The sequence below is a fragment of the Stenotrophomonas sp. 2201_Sma genome, from assembly GCF_056486685.1.
In genome coordinates this window covers 1,389,185-1,409,583 of record NZ_CM151329.1, presented here as the reverse complement: position 1 = coordinate 1,409,583, position 20,399 = coordinate 1,389,185, and the positions used below count along the sequence as shown (strand labels likewise).

The 20,399-nt window shown below is 67.6% G+C and carries 17 protein-coding genes; 8 read left to right on the top strand and 9 right to left on the bottom strand.

What is annotated here, in order from left to right:
* Positions 1-72: 72 nt before the first annotated feature.
* Positions 73-252: a 30S ribosomal protein THX gene (locus ACZLIF_RS06640; protein ID WP_004150462.1), complete on the bottom strand. Its 180-nt coding sequence runs from the start codon at positions 250-252 to the stop codon at positions 73-75.
* A gap of 110 nt (positions 253-362) precedes the next feature.
* Positions 363-776 (bottom strand): MerC domain-containing protein, encoded by a 414-nt coding sequence (locus tag ACZLIF_RS06635; protein ID WP_053518754.1) that lies wholly within the window; start codon positions 774-776, stop codon positions 363-365.
* Positions 777-910: 134 nt separating this feature from the next.
* On the opposite strand from ACZLIF_RS06635, the gene ACZLIF_RS06630 reads away from it, so the two are divergent.
* The 4 genes from ACZLIF_RS06630 (at position 911) to ACZLIF_RS06615 (ending at position 6,803) form a co-directional block, all read left to right on the top strand.
* Complete coding sequence (locus tag ACZLIF_RS06630) at positions 911-3,118, top strand: TonB-dependent receptor (protein ID WP_128990055.1); 2,208 nt, start codon at positions 911-913, stop codon at positions 3,116-3,118.
* Positions 3,119-3,392: 274 nt separating this feature from the next.
* Positions 3,393-3,959: a TetR/AcrR family transcriptional regulator gene (locus tag ACZLIF_RS06625; RefSeq protein ID WP_053518751.1), complete on the top strand. Its 567-nt coding sequence runs from the start codon at positions 3,393-3,395 to the stop codon at positions 3,957-3,959.
* The gene (locus ACZLIF_RS06620) at positions 3,959-5,632 is read left to right on the top strand and encodes an MFS transporter (protein WP_128990057.1); all 1,674 of its coding nucleotides are present in this window, start codon (positions 3,959-3,961) and stop codon (positions 5,630-5,632) included. The genes ACZLIF_RS06625 and ACZLIF_RS06620 overlap by 1 nt, the downstream gene beginning before the upstream one ends.
* A gap of 10 nt (positions 5,633-5,642) precedes the next feature.
* On the top strand, positions 5,643-6,803 hold the full coding sequence (locus ACZLIF_RS06615) for an HlyD family secretion protein (RefSeq protein ID WP_074900901.1): 1,161 nt from the start codon (positions 5,643-5,645) through the stop codon (positions 6,801-6,803).
* Between the two features lie 74 nt (positions 6,804-6,877).
* On the opposite strand, the gene ACZLIF_RS06610 is transcribed toward ACZLIF_RS06615, so the two are convergent.
* The 7 genes from ACZLIF_RS06610 to creB form a co-directional block, all read right to left on the bottom strand.
* Positions 6,878-7,369 (bottom strand): Fur family transcriptional regulator, encoded by a 492-nt coding sequence (locus tag ACZLIF_RS06610; RefSeq protein WP_053517393.1) that lies wholly within the window; start codon positions 7,367-7,369, stop codon positions 6,878-6,880.
* A gap of 33 nt (positions 7,370-7,402) precedes the next feature.
* Positions 7,403-8,806: a glutamate--tRNA ligase gene (gltX, locus tag ACZLIF_RS06605; protein WP_128990059.1), complete on the bottom strand. Its 1,404-nt coding sequence runs from the start codon at positions 8,804-8,806 to the stop codon at positions 7,403-7,405.
* Between the two features lie 90 nt (positions 8,807-8,896).
* Positions 8,897-10,495, bottom strand: a complete 1,599-nt coding sequence (locus ACZLIF_RS06600) for a M20/M25/M40 family metallo-hydrolase (RefSeq protein ID WP_128990061.1) — start codon at positions 10,493-10,495, stop codon at positions 8,897-8,899.
* 98 nt (positions 10,496-10,593) lie between these two features.
* The gene (locus ACZLIF_RS06595) at positions 10,594-11,004 is read right to left on the bottom strand and encodes a hypothetical protein (protein ID WP_128990063.1); all 411 of its coding nucleotides are present in this window, start codon (positions 11,002-11,004) and stop codon (positions 10,594-10,596) included.
* A gap of 10 nt (positions 11,005-11,014) precedes the next feature.
* Positions 11,015-12,334, bottom strand: coding sequence for a cell envelope integrity protein CreD (creD, locus tag ACZLIF_RS06590; RefSeq protein WP_128990065.1), 1,320 nt, complete (start codon positions 12,332-12,334; stop codon positions 11,015-11,017).
* An 81-nt stretch (positions 12,335-12,415) separates the two neighbouring features.
* Complete coding sequence (gene creC, locus ACZLIF_RS06585; protein ID WP_128990067.1) at positions 12,416-13,876, bottom strand: two-component system sensor histidine kinase CreC; 1,461 nt, start codon at positions 13,874-13,876, stop codon at positions 12,416-12,418.
* 3 nt (positions 13,877-13,879) lie between these two features.
* Complete coding sequence (gene creB, locus ACZLIF_RS06580) at positions 13,880-14,599, bottom strand: two-component system response regulator CreB (RefSeq protein WP_111185841.1); 720 nt, start codon at positions 14,597-14,599, stop codon at positions 13,880-13,882.
* Positions 14,600-14,633: 34 nt separating this feature from the next.
* Between creB and ACZLIF_RS06575 the strand changes: the two genes are divergently transcribed.
* From ACZLIF_RS06575 to ACZLIF_RS06560, 4 genes are all read left to right on the top strand, one after another.
* Positions 14,634-15,491 carry a 23S rRNA (adenine(2030)-N(6))-methyltransferase RlmJ gene (locus ACZLIF_RS06575; RefSeq protein ID WP_128990187.1) on the top strand — a complete coding sequence of 286 codons (858 nt, stop codon included), beginning with the start codon at positions 14,634-14,636 and terminating at the stop codon, positions 15,489-15,491.
* 95 nt (positions 15,492-15,586) lie between these two features.
* A complete protein-coding gene (locus ACZLIF_RS06570; RefSeq protein ID WP_053517384.1) occupies positions 15,587-16,132 on the top strand; it encodes a GNAT family N-acetyltransferase in 546 nt (181 codons plus the stop codon).
* Positions 16,133-16,257: 125 nt separating this feature from the next.
* Positions 16,258-19,722: a transcription-repair coupling factor gene (mfd, locus tag ACZLIF_RS06565; protein ID WP_128990069.1), complete on the top strand. Its 3,465-nt coding sequence runs from the start codon at positions 16,258-16,260 to the stop codon at positions 19,720-19,722.
* Positions 19,723-19,774: 52 nt separating this feature from the next.
* Positions 19,775-20,386 (top strand): HD-GYP domain-containing protein, encoded by a 612-nt coding sequence (locus tag ACZLIF_RS06560; protein ID WP_128990071.1) that lies wholly within the window; start codon positions 19,775-19,777, stop codon positions 20,384-20,386.
* Positions 20,387-20,399: the final 13 nt, after the last annotated feature.

The following is a 20,399-nucleotide window of genomic DNA, read 5'->3' as shown; positions in this document are numbered from 1 at the left end:
CGGCCGCAACGACACGCATAAAAAAACGCGGCGCCAGGCGCCGCGCTCTTCGTTGACCCATCGGCCGGCCGATCAGGCCTTGGCGACGGCCTTCTTCGCCACGGCCTTCTTCGCCGGAGCCTTGGCCACGGTCTTCTTGGCGACCGGGGCGGCGGCGCCTACGGCGACCTTGCTCGCGGTGTGCGAACGGGCGTTGCCGTAGCTGGCGTTGTAGCGCTTGCCCTTGGCGGTCTTGCGGTCACCCTTACCCATGTCTTCAACTCCTCAAATGTGAAATCTGGTTACCCCGTGCTGACACGGGTTCGGCGGGGCCGCCTTGCTGGACGCCCCCGCGCACGATCGGAAAGCCTATCACGGAGCGCCTAGTGCGCGCAGCTGGCGTCGTGTACGTGGCTGTGGTTGAGCCGCAGATTGACCAGATGGGCAACGCCGACCAGCAGACCGCCAATGGTCATCACCACCGCGTGCGGCACGGCGTTGTGATGCAGCGGGTCGTACAGCACCCCGGCCCACAGCGCGACCAGTCCGGGAATCAGGAACGCCAGCGCGCGCAGGGCGCCATGCCGGCGGTAGCCCCAGACAAGGCTGAACAGACCCAGCAGGGTCACGAACACGACCAGCGCCTGTTCGACGCCATCGCTGAGCCAGAACGACAGGCCCAGCGAAGGCGCTGCGGCCAGCAGCACCGGAATCACCGCACAGTGCACTGCGCACAGCATCGATCCGGTGGCACCGAAACGGTCGAGCAGATGGCGCAGGTGGGAGGAGAGGGACATGACTTCCAGCAGGGTCGGCGAATCGTTATGGAATAATATAACATCCCTTCCTGGTCCGCACGATCTCCTCTCCCCCTGTCCCGCGACGGGATACGTGCGCTTCACAATTGATACACAGTAACAAGGATTTCTCGATGCCCGCCCCTTCCCTGCGGTTCAAGCCGCACACCCTCGCCCTGGCGCTCGCCGCGCTGCTGCCGTCCGCCGCATTCGCCGCAGGCGACGACGATGCGCACCGTGACCGCCACCTGACCGAGCTGTCGTCGGTGCAGGTCACCGCCTCGCCGCTGCAGGGCGATGCCGAGTCGCTGGCGCGGCCGGTCGAAGTGCTCGCCGGCGAGCGCCTGGACGAACAGAAGGCAGGCACCCTCGGCGATACGGTGGCCAAGCTGCCGGGCGTGCAGAGCACCTTCTTCGGCCCCGGTGTCGGTCGTCCGATCATCCGCGGCCAGGAAGGCCCGCGGGTGGCCGTGCTGTCCAACGGCATGGGCAACATGGATGCCTCCACCGTCAGCGCCGACCATGCCACCAGCATCGAACCGTTCCTGGCTGATCAGATCGAAGTGCTGAAGGGCCCGGCGACACTGCTGTTCGGCAGCGGTGCGATCGGCGGCGCGGTCAACGTCGTCGATGGCCGCATCGCCCGCGAGCTGCCCGACCGTCCGCTCAGCGGCCGCGCTGAACTGCGCGGCAACTCCGTCAATGACGAACGCAGTGGCATGTTCCGCCTCGACGGCGTCAGCGGCAACGTCGTGCTGCATGTCGACGGCCTGGTGCGCAACGGCGACGACTACCGCATTCCCGGCTACGCGGTGATCGACAGCCTGGAAGACCACCACGAAGACCATGACCACGACCACGCGGGCGAGGAAGGCGACGAGCCGCGCCGTGGCCGCCTGGACAACAGCTCCATCCGCACCCGGGCCGGTGGCGTAGGTGCCACCTGGCTGGGCGAGGGCGGCTACTTCGGCGTGTCGGCCAGCACCTATCGCACCAACTATGGCATCCCCAATGGCGCCCACGTCCACGCGGACGGCGACGATCATGACCACGACCATGATCATGATCACGGCGAGGAGGAGGAAGGCGGCGACGAGCATGACGTACGCATCGACATGGTGCAGAACCGCTTCGAGACCAAGGCCGGCATCTACAACCCGGTCTCGTTCCTGAAGAACATCAATGCCCGCGTGGCCTACACCGACTACGAGCATGTCGAGCTGGAGGCCGGCACGCCCTCCACACGCTTCACCAACCGCGGCATCGAAACCCGCCTGGAAGCCGTACAGCAGCAGGTCGGTGGCTGGGACGGCGCCTTCGGCGTGCAGTTCGGCAACAGCGATTTCGGCGCCAAGGGCGAAGAAGCATTCGTGCCGGACACCGGAACGAAAAACATCGGCCTGTTCGTGCTGCAGGAGAAGCAGTTCGGCCCGTTCAAGCTCGAACTCGGCGGCCGCCACGACCAGGTCAAGCTGGACCCGACCGGCGATTACCGCCGCCGGCAGTTCGATGCCACCAATCTGTCCGCGGCCGGCATCTGGAAGCTCAACGACGCGGTCGACCTGCGCATCGGCGTGGACAGCTCCGAACGTGCCCCCACCAATGAAGAGCTGTATGCCGCTGGCGCGCACATTGCCACCCGCTCGCTGGAAATCGGCGACGCCAACCTGAAGACCGAGCGCGGCCAGCGTGTCGAGCTGGGCATCCACACCCACAGCGATCGCCTGGACTTCTCCGCCTCGATCTACCAGACGAAGTTCAAGGACTTCATCTACCTGGCCGACACCGGCGTCACCGAAGGCCTGCCGGTGCGTGCATGGACGCAGCAGGATGCGGTGTTCAAGGGTGCCGAGGCGGAAGCCCTGGTGCATCTGTTCGAAGGCGTCGCAGGCGACTGGGATCTGCGCCTGTTCGGCGATTACGTGCAGGCCAAGCTGGACGGCAACGGCAACCGCAACCTCGACATCGCGGTGCCGCACGGTGACCACAACCACAACTACACCGTGGAGCTGGCCAACACCGGCTACCTGCCGCGCATCGCCCCGGCCCGCGTCGGTGCCGACCTGCGCTGGGCGAAGGACGGCTGGCGCGCGTCGGTGGGCGCCGTGCGTTACAGCCGGCAGAAGGACGTGGCGCAGAACGAAGAGCCGAGCGACGGCTACACCCTGGTCGATGCGCACCTGGCCTACCGCTGGGATCGCAACGACAGCAACAGCTATGAGGTGTTCCTGGATGGCAGCAACCTGACCAACCGTGAAGTGCGCCCGCACACCTCGCTGCTGCGCGATTACTCGCCGCTGCCGGGCCGCGGTGTCGCATTCGGCATCCGCGCGTACTTCTGACCCCTCCAGCAGCAGGACGCCGTTCCACTGATCCCTGACGACGCTCGTTGTCGTTCTCTCCCGGGGGGCCTGCTGGCCCCCCGTTTTTTTTGGACACGGTAAGGCTTCAGTCGTGAGCCGCATCGTGACGTGATCAACACGGCCTGGTGGCACCTCCCACCTGCCATGGATACGAATTCACACACCGATCACAAAGATGTGCGTAGGACAACAACCGGACAATCCCGTCACTCAATGTCTCGCACATCGGACACTTTTGTCCGAAAATGAACCCATGACCGCTCAACGCGCTGATGCCGCTGCCCGCCGTGCCCTCATTCTCGACGCCGCCGACCATGTGTTCGGGCAACACGGCGTCACCGCTCCGCTGGACCTGGTGGTCGAACGCGCCCAGGTGGGCCGGGCCACGCTGTACCGCAATTTTCCCGACCGCACCGCGCTGATCCAGGCCCTGCTGCAGCGTGCGGTCGACCGCATCCGCCGCCAGGTGGAGCAGCTGGGCGACCGTGACGACGCCCTGTTCGAGGTGTTCGAGGGGATGGCCCAGCGCATCATCGATTCACCTGCGCTGGCCGATTACTGGCGCGCCGTTGATTCGGACGTGCCTTCCATGCGCGCCGCGCGCGAGACCGTACGTGACCTGCTGGAAGCACCGATCCAGCGGGCCATCGCCGCAGGCCTGTGCCGTCCCGATCTGGAAAAAACGGATATTTCACTGATCTCCGGCATGCTGGGAGCGGCCCTTCGCGGCAAGACCCGTGACGAGCGCGCCCGTCTGGCCGGGCGTGCCCTGCAACTGCTGCGCGGAGGACTCCAGGGAGCAGCCAGCGGAGCACGCTGATGGTGCAGCCGTATCTGAAGCCGGTGCCGGACTGGGAGGAGCATGAGAAGCCGACCATGCCCGGATCGGCTTCGATGCCGTGGCACCCACCCTACCGGCGTGCAGCCTATGCCCTGGTGTCGCTGCTGGTGGCCATCACCGGCGGCCTCGGCAATGCGCTGGTCACCGCCAACCTGCCGTTCCTGCAGGGGCAACTGCAGCTCACCCCGACCCAGGGCAGCTGGCTGGTGGCCGCTTACGCGATGGTCAACGTCACCGCCAACCTGCTGGCCTTCAAGTTCCGCCAGCAGTACGGCATCCGCTTGTTCGCCGAGATCGGCCTGGGGCTGTATGCCGCGCTGGCCGTGCTGCACCTGTTCGTGGGCAGCTTCGAAACCACGATGCTGACGCGCGCGGCCAGCGGTTTCGCCGGTGCGGCGTGTTCGACGCTGGGTACGCTGTACATGCTGCAGGCGTTGCCGCGGCGCTTCACCGGCAACCTGCTGGTGATCGGCGTCGGTCTGTCGCAGCTGGCAGTTCCGCTGGCCTGGATCGTGTCGCCCGGCCTGGTCGATACCGGGCAATGGCACCAGCTGTATTCCTTCGAAGCAGGGCTGGCGCTGTGTGCGTTCGCGGCGGTGGTGGTGCTGAAGCTGCCGCCAGGCGTGCAGATCAAGGCCTTCGAGCCCATGGATTTCCTCACCTTCAGCCTGCTTGCCCCGGCGGTTGCGCTGCTGGTGGTGGTGCTGGCCCAGGGCTACACGCGCTGGTGGCTGGACACACCGTGGCTGGGCTGGGCGCTGGTCGCCTCGATCGCATTGTCGACCACCGCCTTCATCATCGAGCACTACCGGCGCAATCCACTGCTGCAGACGCGCTGGCTGGCCAGCCTGCCGGTACTGCACTTCATCGTGGGTGCGTTCCTCATCCGCTTCCTGACCACCGAGCAGTCCTACGGCGTGGTCAGCCTGATGCGCACGCTGGGCATGGGCCCGGACCAGCTGCGCCCCTTGTTCGTGGTGATTCTGGCAGGGGTTGTCACCGGCATCATCGGTACCGCCGTGACCTTCGGCCCGAAGCGGCTGATCCCGCAGCTGCTGATGGCGATCCTGCTGCTGGGTTCGGCGGCGTTCTTCGACCAGAACCGCACCAGCATGGACCGTCCCCACGATTTCTACCTCAGCCAGTTCCTGGCCTCGGTCGGTGCCGGGATGTTCATGGGCCCGCTGATCATGCTGGGCATCTCCGCTGCCCTGAAACAGGGTGTGGACCACATGATCACCTTCCTGGTAACGCTGTCGATCACCCAGACGCTGGGCGGGCTGGCCGGCTCGGCGCTGCTGGGAACCTTCCAGCTGCATCGCGAACAGCTGTATTCCAGCGCGCTGACCAGCCAGTTTGATCCCGCCGACCCGGTGGTGGCGCTGCGCCTGCGCATCCAGCAGCAGCTGTACGCCGCGCAGATCACCGATCCGGTGCTGCGCAGCGCGCAGGGCACCGCGCAGCTGGCACAGACGACGCGCCGCGAGGCCAATGTCCGTGGGTTCAATGATGTGTTCACCCTGAGCGGCTGGCTGGCGATCGGCTTCCTGTGCTGGTTGCTGCTGCTGTCGCTGCGTACCGCCGTGCTCAAGCAGTGGCGCAAGCGCCATCCGCCCTCCTCCGCTGCGGCCTCCCCCGCAGCGCTCCGCTGAGTCCTTCGCCATGCCTCCCGTCCCGCCCCGTCCCGACGATGCCGACAACGTGACCCCACCGCCGCCGACCGACGCGGCACCTGCGCCCACGCCGGCTGAGCCGGCGGTCGCGCCGAAGTACCTCAAACCCAGCGCGCGCAGCGTGGCAGTGATGGTCGTGGTGGCCCTGCTGGGCATCGCACTGATCCTGCGCGCGTGGCACCTGTGGCCGTTTGCCAGCAGCGTGATGGTCACCGACAACGCCTACGTGCGCGGGCAGATCACGGTGATGGCACCCCAGGTCAATGGCTATGTGACCGAGGTGCTGGTGAAGGACTTCCAGCACGTGAAGAAGGGCGAACCCCTGCTGCGCATCGATGACCGCATCTATGCGCAGCGCGTGGCGCAGGCGCAGGCCACGCTGGACAGCGCGCGCGCGGCGTTGGCCAACTCCGATCAGTCGCAGGCGCAGAACCGCGCGCAGATCGCTGCGGCCCAGGCCACCCTGTCCGCCGGCAAGGCCGAGCTTGAGCGCTCCCGCAACGAGCTGAAGCGGTACGAGCAGCTCGCCGCACAACGCCTGGTGTCGATCAATGACCGCGACCGGTTCCGCACGACCCAGGCGTCGGCGCAGGCCAGCGTGCAGCAGTCGCAGGCGCAGATCCGCATCGCCGAGGAAACGCTGGTCTCCACCCAGGTGGCACGCAAGAGCCTGGAGGCACAGGTGGAAAGCGCACAGGCGCAACTGGAACTGGCACGCATCGACCTGGCCAATACCGTGATCCATGCGCCGCGCGACGGGCAGATCAGCGAGGCCAGCGTGCGGACCGGCCAGTACGTGGCCGCCGGCTCGCAGCTGCTGTTCCTGGTGCCCGACGCGCTGTGGGTGGTCGCCAACTACAAGGAGGGCCAGACCTGGCAGATGCGCATCGGCCAACCTGCGACGTTCGCCGTGGACGCGTTCCAGGGCCAGGTGCTGCGCGGCCATGTGGAACAGATCGCCCCCGCCACCGGCTCGGAATTCAGCGTCCTGCGCCCGGACAATGCCAGCGGCAACTTCACCAAGGTGGTGCAGCGGCTGCCGATCCGGATCTCGATCGATCCGGGGCAGGAGCTGGCCGCGCGACTGCGTCCCGGCATGTCGGTGATCGCACGGGTGGATACGGCGGCCGAGCCTGCGCCGGCCCGGTAGGGTCGAGCTCGTGAAACGGGGTCAGATTCCTTTTGCCAGGGCAAAAGGGATCTGGCCCCACTCCCACCGGTCGCTCAGCCTGCGCAGCGGGCGCAGAGTCCGTGCACTTCCAGCGTCTGCGCCTGCGGCTGGAAGCCGAGCTCCTTGGCCCGCTTCTCCAGCTGGCCGACAATCTCGCGGTCTTCCAGTTCCACCGCGCTGTGGCAGCTATTGCAGATCAGGAACGGCACCGAATGCGCCGCACTGCTGGGGTGGTGGCAGGCCACGAAGGCATTCACCGATTCCAGCTTGTGCACGAAACCATTGGCCATCAGGAAGTCCAGCGCGCGGTACACGGTGGGCGGGGCATCGGCGCCCACGCCCTTGCCGTTGCGCACCCATTCCAGCAGCTCGTAGGCCTTGACCGGCTTGCCGGCTTCGGCGATCAGCTTCAGTACGTTGGCGCGGATGGGGGTCAGGCGCAGCCCGCGTTCGCGCGAGACACGCTCGACCACCGCCACGAAATCCGATGCGTCATGGACGTGGTGGTGGGGGGCGGTACAGGCAGTGGCAGTCTTGGCGGGCATGCGCGTTCTCCGGTTCGGCCTGGCAAGGATGCCTCAGACCGTTGCTACCTTGGTAATGGCCGCGTCGATGCGTTTCAAGGCCTGCTCACGGCCGGCCAGGTACACGGTGTGGGAAATGTCAGGGCTGACCTGGGTACCGGTGATGGCCACGCGCAGCGGCTGGGCGACCTTGCCCATGCCGATCTCCAGCGCGGCGGCCGTGTCGTGCAGGGCCGTGCCGACCGCTTCGGCCGTCCATTCCGGCAGCGCCGCCAGCAGTTCACGGGCCTTGCCCAGGGCGACCTCGGCCCCGGCCTTGAAGTGCTTGGCCACTGCGGCTTCGTCGTAGTCGTTCAGCGGCTGGTACCAGACCACGGCCTTCTCGGCCATTTCCTTCAGGGTCTGCACGCGTTCACGCAGGGCGATCACCACGTCTACCGGTGCCGGGCCCGCCGCCACGTCCAGGCCCAGCTTCTGCAGCTGGTAGACCAGGTGCGGCACGATGTCGGCCGGCTCCGCGGTCTTCAGGAAGTGCTGGTTGACCCAGCCCAGCTTGGCCATGTCCAGGCGCGACGCCTTGGAGTTGCAGTCCTTCACATCGAACAGGTCGATCAGTTCCTGGCGGGTAAACAGTTCCTGGTCACCATGCGACCAGCCCAGGCGGGCCAGGTAGCTCAGCAGTGCGTCCGGCAGGTAGCCGGCATCCCGGTACTGCATCACGTCGGCGGCACCGGTGCGCTTGGACAGCTTGGCGCCCTGCTCGTCCAGGATCATCGGCATGTGGCCGAACTTCGGCACCGGTGCACCGATGCCTTCGTACAGGTTGATCTGGCGCGGCGTGTTGTTGATGTGGTCGTCACCGCGGATGACCTCGGTGATGCCCATGTCCCAGTCATCCACCACCACCGCGAAGTTGTAGGTGGGATAGCCGTCCGGACGGAAGATGACCATGTCATCCAGTTCGCTGTTGGCGATCTCGATCCGGCCCTTGATCAGGTCATCGAACACCACCGTACCCTGCAGCGGATTCTTGAAGCGGATGACGCGGTTCGGGTCGTCCCGGTACGGCAGGCCCAGCTCGCGCGCGGCACCGTTGTAGCGCGGCTTTTCCTGCCTGGCCATGGCGGCTTCGCGCATCGCGTCCAGCTCTTCCCGGGTTTCATAGGCGTAGTAGGCCTTGCCGTCGGCAATCAGCTGCTCGGCGACTTCCCGGTAACGGGCCACCCGGTCGGTCTGGTAGATCGGACCTTCGTCGTAGTCCAGGCCCAGCCACTCCATCGCCTCCAGGATGGCGTCGATCGCCCCCTGGGTGCTGCGTTCACGGTCGGTATCCTCGATGCGCAGCACGAACTCGCCGCCGCGGTGGCGGGCCTCCAGCCAGCAGTACAGCGCGGTGCGGGCGCCACCGATATGCAGATAACCGGTAGGACTGGGGGCGAAGCGGGTGCGGCAGGTCATGTGGGGCTCGAGGAACGGGAATTCCCCGATTTTACCACCAGCCCCGCGCCGGCACGGAGGGACGGACGGAGTCCGCCCCTCCGGCTCACGTCACGGCTGCGGCTCGGCCTTGCGCGGGAACGACTGCTCGCGCATCGCCGCGTTGTAGGCAAAGGAGGCCACGATGGCCGCTGCCTGCTTGAGATCTTCGGGCTCGGCGTGGTCCCAGGTGTCCAGGTGGCTGTGGTGGACATTGGTGAAGTAATCCAGCCGGTCCTGGATGAACTGGAAGCCGGGCAGGCCGATGCGGTCGAAGCTGATGTGGTCGGTGCTGCCGGTGTTGCGGGTCGCCACCGTGGTGGCGCCGACATCATGGAACGGGGCGAGCCAGGCCTCGAAGATCGGCATCGCCGCCAGGTTTTCCTGCGCGTAGATGCCACGGAAGCGGCCGGAGCCGTTGTCCATGTTGAAGTAGACCTGGAACTTGCTGTAGTCGCGGGTCTTGCGCAGCGGTCCGGTGGGGTCGCGCAGCGAGGCCGGCAACGCCTTCTGCGCAGCGTCCACCGGTTCCGGGAACTGGCCGAAGTGCTTGGCGACGTAGGCCTGCGAGCCGATCAGGCCCTGCTCCTCGCCGCTCCACAGCGCCACCCGGATGGTGCGCCGGGGCTTGGCACCGGTGGCCTTGAGGATGCGCATGGCTTCCATCATCACCGCCACGCCGGCCGCGTTGTCGGCCGCGCCGGTGCCGCTGTGCCAGGAATCGAGGTGCGCGCCGATCATCACCACCTCATCCGGCCTGCTGCTGCCCCGGATCTCCGCCAGCGTGTTGTAGCCGGGCTGATCGCTGTCGTCGGTGAAACGCGCGCTCACGTCCACCCGCAGGCGCACGGGCTGCTTGGCCTCCAGTGCACGCACCAGCGGATTGAAGTGCTCGGCGATCATCGCCAGCTCCGGAATGCCGACCGATTCCCCGGCCTTGCGCGAGCCACCACCGGCCACGCGGATGATGCCGTTGTCCCAGCTGCTGATGCTGATCGAGGCCAATGCGCCTTCCTCGACGAAGAAGGCGTTGACCTTGGCCGCCAGCGCCTGCCGCTCCTGGTACTCCTTCACCCGCTTGGCGCGCTCGGCGGTGGCGTCCTTGTCCTTGGGCAGGGTGAATTCCTGCAGTCCCTCCAGCGAGGTGGCGTCGTGACGATGCGAGTCCGGCTCGGTACCCCGCTTGTACTCGCGCGCCTCGCCGAGCAGCAGGATCTTCCCGCGCAGCTTGCCGCGGTACTTCTCGATGTCTTCCGGCTTCTTGATGTCCACCTGTACCAGCTCGCCCTCGACCGGTCCGCGGGTGCCCGGCGTCCAGGCCTTGGGCAGTGCGTGCAGCGGCATCACGCGGTCGCCGAGCATCTCCACGCTGGCCGAGGTGAACTCCCAGCCACGGCCGAAGTCATCGAACGCTTCGTCGTGGACATTGTCCAGCTTCCATTCGGTGAACTTGCTGCGGGTCCACGCGTTTGCGCGCCCCATCGCCGGGGAGTTGGTCAGGCGCGGCCCGATGCGCTCGGTGACATAGCTGAAGGTGTCCATCACCTGCGAGCGATGGAACGCCTCCTGGCGGATGCGGCTGACCATGTCCAGGTCCACCGGCTCGCGCTGCTGCGCCATCGCATTGCCGCTCATCGCCAGCGCAACCGCCAGCACGCCCCACTTCAGCACATCCCACCCCTGCCCTTCGGCTCGATCATCAACCCCTCGAGTCTAGCCAGCGGGGGCGCTTGGCCCCCGTCCCATCGGTCATGGGCGGTGCAGGCGCCTCATCCGCTCCAGCCCAGCCACAACTGGGCGCGCATGGGCAGCAGCAGCAACCAGTGCCGCCGGTCGATGCTGCTGCAGCCGTAAACCACAGCATGCGCAGGCCAGTCGCCGGGCAGGCCGGCGATGCCGATCTCGGCCAATGCCCCCGGCCCGGCCTTCCAGGGCCGGTAGCGCGGCACCTTTCCACCCAGCACGCCACGTCCCTGCCGTGCACCGTCCAGCCACTCCAGCCCCTGCCCCAGCAACCCTTCGCAGGTGGCCGGCGCCAGCTGGAAGCGGACCAGGCCGGGGGCGATCCGTGCCCCCGGCAGGGCCGCCAGCACGCCATGCGCCTGCAGCAGTGCATCCACTTCGAGCAGAGCCGGAATGCCCTGCTGGGCTCTCAGCCGCAATCCCTGACGCCACCCCATCGCGTTCTCCTCACTTTGCTTCCGCGCCCAGCGCATACCAGTCCACGCGGCGGGTCACCCACATCGCCAGCGCCAGAATGACGAACAGCAGCAGCGAGCCCATCAGCAGCGCGTTGTTCTCCGAGACCAGCAGCCCGTAAAGCGCGCCATACAGCACGGTCAGCAGCGCGGCGAAGCCCAGGCCGCGCTTCCAGTGACCGAGCACGTTGGCCAGATACACCGCCTGCAGGCCGATGCAGGCCGCCGCCGAGACCAGATACGCCTTCCAGAAGGCGATGTGCTCGGACAGGCTGATCAGCAGCAGGAAGAAGATCGCCAGCGCCAGGCCCACCATCAGGTACTGCAACGGGTGGATGCGCAGCGATCTGATCAGCTCGAACAGAATGAAGCCGACGAAGGTGAGCAGCACGAACAGCACGCCATACTTGGAGGCGCGATCGGCCTGCGTGTAGGCATCGACCGGATCGACCAGCGACACGCTCACCGACTGCGACGCCCCCGCGCCATCGCTGCGCAGCTGGCGCTGGGCATCGGAGGCCAGCGAGGACACCGCCCAGCGTGCGTCGAAGCCCTGCGCATCGACGCGGCGTTCGTTCGGCAGGAAGGCGCCGGCGAAGGACGGATGCGGCCAGCGCGACCGCAGTGCGATGCGGTTGTCATCGCCTACCGGCACGACCGACAACGTGCGGCTGCCGTCCAGCCGCAGCTCAAGTTCCACCGTGCTTGCTGCCAGCAGTCCGCCCTGCCCCCCGGCAAAGCCCGCCACGGGGGCATGCAGGCCACGCCCCAGCTCCGCAGCGGCGCCGACACCCGGCAGCAGGCGCACCTGGCGGCCATCCACGCGCAGGTTGGGCGTCCCGACCAGGCCGCGCGCGTCAGATACGCCCAACGCCACATAGGGCTGGCCATAGGTACGGCCTGGCTTGACCGGATAGTCGTCAGCCGCGAAAGAGGCCTTCAACTGGCCATTCCAGCTGTACACCGGCACCTTGAACAGCCCGACCTCACGCTGGCTGGGCAGCATCTCGCCGCCAACGTCGAGCGAGGCGGGCATCTGCAGCCAGTGCCCTTCGCTGACCTGCACCTCGGTCTTCTTGTTGCCCTTGGCGTCGACGACTTCCACCTGCTGGCGCTCCACCCACGGCACCACCCGCACCGGCCCCACCAGCCGCTGCGCGCCGGCGCGGCTGTCAGCGACCCGCGCGAAGGCTTCGTCGCGGTATTGGCTGCGCTCGTTGATCACGCTGCGGATCATCATCAGCGGAATCAGCAGCAGCAGGATCAGTCCGCCGACAATGGCGAACCGCAGCAGCATGTTCAGGGATTTCATGGTCCATCCTCGTTGGAGAGGGCTGCAGGATGGACCGTCGCGGTGAGCAGGGTTTGTGGCGAATTTGAAGCGGATGTGAAGTCAGCTCCGCGTGCGCGGGCCGGGCATGCCCAGCGGCAACCACAGGCTGGCCACGGTCCCGCCGCCGTCGCGGGCCTGCAGCTGGACACGGCCATCGTGCAGACGCGCCACTTCCTGCACGAACGGCAGCCCGAGGCCGGAGCTGCGGCGGCCACTGCCGGGACGGGCCAACGAATAGAAACGCTCGAACACGCGGTCACGGGCATAGTCGGGAATGCCGGCCCCCCGGTCGGCCACCTGCAGGCGCACGCCGCCGTCCTCAACCTGAGCCCGCAGCACCACCTCCGTCCCCGATGGAGAGAAGGCAACCGCGTTGTCGACCAGGTTGTTCAGCGCCTGCCGCAGCAGATAGGCATCACCCTGCACGCTCAGATCCGCCACGGCATCAGTGCGTACCTCGACGCCGGCCGCCTGCGCGCGCACCTGCGCGGCTGCGACGGTCTGCTGCAGCAGGTCCGGCAGTGCGATCGGCGCACGCGTCTGCAGCCAGCCATGCTGCTCCACTTCGGCCAGCGCCAGCAGCTTGTCGATGGTTTCGGTCAACCGCTCCTGCTGCTCGAGGATGCTGCGCGCGAAGTGCGCACGGTCGGCATCGGCCATCGGTTCCTGCAGCAGCTCGGCGGCACCGCGTATCGCGGCCAGTGGACTCTTCATTTCGTGCGTCAGCGACTGCACGTACTGCTCGACGTAGGCCTTGCCTTCGAGTTTGCGCCGCATGGTCTCCAGCGCCTGGCCGAGATCACCGATCTCATCACGGCGGCGGCGTGGCGGCGGCACCGGCTCACCGGCGGTGACCGCGCGCGCATAACGGCTGAGCTGGCCCAGGCCGGTGGTCAACCACATCGTCACCAGCACCCCGACCAGCGCCGAGAGTCCTATCAGCCACGCGCCGCGTTCGATGATGGCGCGCTGGCTGGCCGCAATGAACGGATCGATGCTGCGGTTGGGCTGGGCCAGGGTGAGCACGCCGATGAGAGTGCGGCCATCGCCCGGGTCGTACACCGGCGCGGCCACATGCATCACGGTGTTGCCCTCCTCGCCCGGCGTCTCCGGGCTGGAGCGGGCGCCGTACTCGCCGCGCAGGGTGCGGTAGACATCGTTCCAGCGCGAGTTGTCACGACCGACGTCGCGGCCCAGCGAATCGTAGATCACGATGCCTTTCGCATCGGTGATCGTCACCCGGTAATCGAGGGCGCGCTTGGGAAAGCGCCACACCATCGCTTTCAGGTCACGCTGCCGCGCCTTGGCCAAATTGCGGGTGAAAGTCCCGCTGTTGATGGTGCCTGCCTTGACGTCCGCCGCCGCCATCTCGGCCAGCACGTTGGCTGCATCGACCAGGGTCGATTCCATCGCCTGGCGCACGCCCGGCTTCACTTCGTTGACGAACACGCGCATGACGAAGAACGCGGCGATGCCCACGATCAGGAAGAAGCCCAGGAACAGCTTCATCACCAGACGCATCGCTCACACCTCCAGGGCGTAGCCCAGGCCACGGTGGGTCCGGATCGGGTCGGTGCTGGCGCCGGCCGCGCGCAGCTTGGCACGCAGGGTCTTGACGTGCGTATCGACCGTGCGGTCGGCGCTGTCGGCACTGCTGTCCCAGCCGCGGTCCATCAGCTGGGCGCGGCTGAGGATGGCCCCGGGGCGTTGCAGCAGGGCTTCCAGCAGTGCGTACTCGTAGCGGGTCAGGTCCAGCGCCTGGCCGTGGAAGCGGACACGCCGGCCCTCGCGGTCGATGGCGAAGGCGCCATGCGTCTGCCAGCCCGCATCGGTGTCACTGGCAGCAGGCGCCGCCCGCCGCAGTCGCGCGCGTACCCGCGCCACCAGCTCGCGCGGCGAGAACGGCTTGGCCATGTAGTCGTCGGCGCCCAGTTCCAGGCCCAGCACCCGGTCCAGTTCGTCGTTGCGGGCGGTCAGGAAGATCACCGGCAGCTGCGCCTGCGGACCGGGCAGCGCACGCAGCCGACGACAGACCTCGAAGCCGCTCAGGTCCGGCAGGCCCACGTCCAGCACCACCACATCGATGCCACCGTCCCGCAGCCGCTGCAGGGCATCGCTGCCGAGCAGGCAGTGACTGGCCAGGTAGCCCTCGCTGCGCAGCGCGTAGAGCACGGTTTCGGCGATGGCGGCTTCGTCCTCGACCACCAGGACATGGGCAACGGGAGCTGTCATGGCGCGCAGCATAGCCGCTGCGGCCGCCGCCCCGTACACTGCCCGCATGAATTACCGCCATGCCTTCCACGCCGGCAACCATGCCGATGTCCTCAAGCACATCGTGCAGCTGGCCCTGATCGACAGCTTCAAGCGCAAGGACAGCCCGTTCTTCGTGCTGGACACCCACGGCGGCGCTGGCCGCTATCTGCTGGCCAGCGAAGAGAGCCGCAAGACGCTGGAGGCCGAATCCGGGGTCATGCGCCTGATGGCGCAGCCGAAGCTGCCGGACGTGGTCGAGCGCTACCTGAAGGCCGTGCAGGCCGACAATCCGGTCGGCGCGCTGACCAACTACCCCGGCTCGCCCCTGCTCACCGCCCAAGCCATGCGTGCGCAGGACCGGATGGCGGTATGCGAGCTGCAGGAAGACGAAGTGGGCACGCTCAAGGCCCTGTTCGCCCATGACAGCCGGGTTGGCGTGCACCCGGGCGACGGCTATGCACTGCTGCGCTCGCTGCTGCCGCCGAAGGTCAACGGCAGCAAGATCGGCCGCGGCCTGGTGCTGATCGACCCGCCCTACGAGGCCCAGGACGCCGAGTACCAGCGCATCCTGGCAGCACTGGCCGAGACGCTGGCGCGCTGGCCGCAGGCCACCTGCGCGGTGTGGTTCCCGATCAAGCAGCGCCGCACGATCCTGCATTTCCTGCGCAAGGCCACTGCCCTGCCGGTCAAGTCGGCAGTGACCATCGAGTTCCTGGTACGCCCCGACGACTCACCGCTGCGCCTCAACGGCAGCGGCATGCTGGTGCTCAACGCCCCCTGGCAGTTCGACCGGGCGGTCGGTCCGGCCCTGCCGGCGCTGCGCCAGCACCTGGGTGAGCCCGGCGCCAGCACCCGCCTGGATTGGCTCAAGGCACCTGAATAATGGCCTTCACGAGGCTGTACGCCCGTGAGCCTTTTGTTCACGGAAGACGGCCCCGGTGATGCCACAATCGATGGACCACCAAGGAATCACCCGGTATGGCCACTCGCAACCGCATGCCGCCCTGGCATGAGATCTTCAAGGCTCCCAGCGGCCACGAGCTGCTGATCCGTCCCATCCGCCCGGAAGACAGCGCGCCGCTGCAAGCGGCCTTCAGCCTGTTCGGGCCGGAAGAAATCCGCGACCGTTTCCTGCAGGCGGTGACCGAGCTGTCACCGGAAACCACCCAGCGCCTGACCCATCCCAATCCCAAGACCGAGATCACCCTGGTCGCGGCCGAGTCCCTGCCCGCCGGTGAGGCCGTGGTCGGTGCGGTCGCCCGGGCCTCGATCATCCCCGGTACCCGCGAAGCCGAGTACGCGATCCTGATCAGCCGCTTCCTCATCGGCCAGGGCCTGGGCCGGCAGCTGATGCGCAAGCTGGTGAAGTGGGGCCGGGGCAAGTACCTGGATCGCCTGTACGGCGATGTGGCGGCCGAGAACGAGCCGATGAAGCAGCTGGCCGCCTCGCTGGGCTTCAAGCCCGTTCCGCACCCGAACGGCACCGAAGGGCTGGTACGCATGGTGCTGGAACTGGACAACTGACGGTGACGCCGGGCGCCGCCCGGCGATGCCGTTGCAGCCACTGCGCCCGCCGGGCATGGCCCGGCGCTGCCCGCTCACGCAGCAATCATGGGGCGGGTGGAGGCTTCTGCTAAAATCCGCGGTCCATGTCGCGTACTTCATACCCCGCCCCGCCGCTGCCGCGCGCCGGCCAGCTCCGCGCCTGGTGGCGCGCCCCCGCTTCACCGACCGCCCTGGCCTGGTACCTGGCCCAGGCGGCGCGCGCGCATGACGCGCCGTTGCTGGTGGTTGCCCGTGACAACCACGGCGCCAACCAGCTCGAAGCCGATCTGCAGACCCTGCTGGGCAACGATCCCGCGCTGCCGGTGATCGCCTTCCCGGACTGGGAAACCCTGCCCTACGACCGCTTCAGCCCGCATCCGGACATCATCTCGCAGCGCCTGGCGGCCCTGCACCGCCTGCCTGCGCTCAAGCGCGGCCTGGTGGTGGTGCCGGTCCAGACCCTGCTGCAGCAGCTGGCCCCGCGCAGTTACGTGATCGGCGGCAGCTTCGACCTGAAGGTCGGCCAGCGCCTGGACCTGGAGGCCGAAAAACGCCGCCTGGAAAGCGCCGGCTACCGCAACGTGCCGCAGGTGATGGACCCCGGTGACTTCGCCGTGCGCGGTGGCCTGCTCGATGTGTTCCCGATGGGCGCCGACGAGCCCTTGCGGGTGGAGCTGCTGGACGAGGACATCGACTCGATCCGCGCCTTCGACCCGGAAAGCCAGCGCTCGCTGGACAGGGTCGAGTCGGTGCACATGCTGCCCGGTCGCGAAGTACCGATGGATGAGGCCAGCATCGGCCGCGTGCTGGCCGCCCTGCGTGAACGCTTCGATGTCGACACGCGCCGCAGTGCGCTGTACCAGGACCTCAAGTCCGGATTGGCCCCGGCCGGCATCGAGTACTACCTGCCGCTGTTCTTCGATCGCACCGCCAGCCTGTTCGACTATCTGCCTGCCGGCAGCCTGCCGGTGGTGTGTGCCGGCGCCGGCGAAGCCGCCGACGCGTTCTGGGCACAGACCGGCGAACGCTACGAGCAGCGCCGCCACGATGTCGAGCGCCCGCTGCTGCCGCCCTCGGCGCTGTACCTTTCGCCTGAGCAGCTGCGCGAGCGGCTGAACGACGCGCCACGCATCGAAGTATGGGCCGCCGACCATGCACGCATCGCCGATGCACATGCGCTGGGCGACCAGCCCCTGCCGGCGCTGCCGGTAGCGGCCCGCGAAGCGCCCGCTGGCGACGCGCTGAAATCCTTCCTCGGCCACTACCCCGGCCGGGTATTGATCGCCGCAGATTCACCGGGCCGCCGCGAAGCCCTGCTGGAAGTGCTGCAGGCGGCCGAACTGAAGCCGCCGGTGGTGGCCGACCTGCCCGCCTTCCTCGCCAGCGATGTGCGCTTTGCCATCACCGTGGCGCCGCTGGAAGATGGCTTCGCCCTGGACGATCCGCGCCTGGCGGTCCTGACCGAACGCCAGCTGTTCCCCGAGCGCGCCGGCAGCACCCGCCGCACGCGCCGCGCCGGCCGCGAACCGGAAGCGATCATCCGTGACCTGGGCGAGCTGACCGAAGGCGCGCCGATCGTGCATGAGGATCATGGCGTGGGCCGTTATCGCGGCCTGATCGCGATGGACGTCGGTGGCATGCCGGGCGAGTTCCTGGAAATCGAGTATGCCAAGGGCGACCGCCTGTACGTGCCGGTCGCACAGCTGCACCTCATCAGCCGCTACTCCGGCGCATCCGCGGAGACCGCGCCCCTGCATTCGCTCGGGGGCGAGCAGTGGACCAAGGCCAAGCGCAAGGCCGCCGAGAAAGTGCGCGACGTCGCCGCCGAACTGCTGGAAATCCAGGCGCGCCGGCAGGCACGTGCCGGACTGGCCCTGCAGGTCGACCGCGCGATGTACGAACCATTCGCCGCCGGCTTCCCGTTCGAGGAGACGCCCGACCAGCTGGCCGCCATCGACGCGACCCTGCGCGACCTCGCCAGCAGTCAGCCGATGGACCGCGTGGTCTGCGGCGATGTGGGCTTCGGCAAGACCGAGGTCGCCGTGCGCGCCGCGTTCGCCGCTGCCAGTGCCGGCAAGCAGGTGGCGGTGCTGGTGCCGACCACGCTGCTGGCCGAACAGCACTACCGCAACTTCCGCGACCGCTTCGCCGATTACCCGCTCAAGGTGGAAGTGCTGTCGCGCTTCAAGAGCACCAAGGAGATCAAGGCCGAACTGGAGAAGGTCGCTGCCGGCACCATCGATGTCATCGTGGGCACCCACCGCCTGCTGCAGCCGGACGTGAAATTCAAGGATCTGGGCATGGTCATCGTCGACGAGGAACAACGGTTCGGCGTACGCCAGAAGGAGGCGCTGAAGGCGTTGCGTGCCAACGTGCACCTGCTGACCCTGACCGCCACGCCGATCCCGCGCACGCTGAACATGGCCATGGCCGGCCTTCGCGACCTGTCGATCATCGCCACGCCGCCGCCGAACCGGCTGGCGGTACAGACCTTCATCACGCAATGGGACAACGCGCTGCTGCGCGAGGCCTTCCAGCGCGAACTGGCGCGTGGTGGCCAGCTGTACTTCCTGCACAACGACGTGGAGAGCATCGGCCGCATGCAGCGCGAGCTGTCCGAACTCGTGCCGGAAGCGCGCATCGGCATCGCCCATGGCCAGATGCCGGAGCGCGAACTGGAAAAGGTGATGCTGGATTTCCAGAAGCAGCGCTTCAACGTGCTGCTGTCGACCACGATCATCGAGTCGGGCATCGACATCCCCAACGCCAACACCATCATCATCAACCGCGCTGACCGCTTCGGCCTGGCCCAGCTGCACCAGCTGCGCGGCCGCGTGGGGCGTTCGCACCACCGCGCCTACGCCTACCTGATCACGCCTGACCGCCGTGCGATCACCCCGGATGCCGAGAAGCGCCTGGAAGCCATCGCCTCCATGGACGAGCTGGGCGCCGGCTTCACCCTGGCCACGCACGATCTGGAAATCCGCGGTGCCGGTGAACTGCTCGGCGAGGACCAGAGCGGGCAGATGGCCGAAGTCGGCTTCAGCCTGTATACCGAGCTCCTGGAGCGTGCGGTACGCAGCATCAAGCAGGGCAAGCTGCCGGACCTGGATGCCGGCGAGGAAGTGCGCGGTGCCGACGTCGAGCTGCATGTGCCGGCCCTGATTCCGGAAGACTACCTGCCGGACGTGCATACCCGCCTGACGCTGTACAAGCGCATTTCCAGCGCGCGCGACAACGATGCGCTGCGCGAGCTGCAGGTCGAGATGATCGATCGCTTCGGCCTGCTGCCGGACCCGGCCAAGCACCTGTTCGCGGTTGCCGAGCTGAAGCTGCGGGCCAACGCGCTGGGCATCCGCAAGCTGGACCTGGGCGAGAACGGCGGTCGCATCGTGTTCGAATCGAAGCCGGACATCGACCCGATGGCCGTGATCCAGCTGATCCAGAAGCAGCCGAACCTGTATGCGATGGAAGGCCCGGACAAACTCCGCATCAAGCACCCGCTACCCTTGCCGGAAGACCGCTTCAATGCGGCCCGCGCCCTGCTGACGACCCTCGCCCCGGGTTGATTTCCCACTGCCACCACCCCGCACCGGCCCCACCCGGTGCGGGCGGACAACCATGCTGCCTGACGCCGTAACCGCCCCCGACCTGCTGCACGCACAGGCCTGCCTGATCGATGCCCTGGCCATGTCGCTGCAGATGCGCGACGCCTACACCCGCCATCACTGTGACCGGGTCGGCCGGCTGGCCCAGCGCCTGGCCATGCACTGCGACCTGGACCAGGAGGCCGGCACGCGGGTCGCGCTGGCCGCGCGATTCCATGACATCGGCAAGATCGGCATTCCCGACGACGTGCTGCTGAGCCCTCGCCGGCACACCGAACAGGAGCGCGCGATCATGCGTGAGCATCCCGTGCGTGGCGAGCACATCTTCCTGACCACCGGCCGCAGCGATGCCGCCGCGGTGGCCAGGCTGATCCGGGCCCATCACGAGGCATTCGACGGCAGCGGCTATCCCGACGGCCTGCACGGCGAGCACATCCCGCTGGGCGCGCGCATTGTCACGCTCGCCGACGCCTACGATGCGATGACCAGTGATCGTCCGTACCGGGCGGCGATGGCGCACGGAACGGCACTGCGCATCCTCGATGACCAGGCCGGCGGCCTGATCGACCCCTACGTGCTGCAGCGCTTCCATCGCCTGCTGGCGCAGGAACCTGCGCTGGCCTGAGATCCGGCGCCAC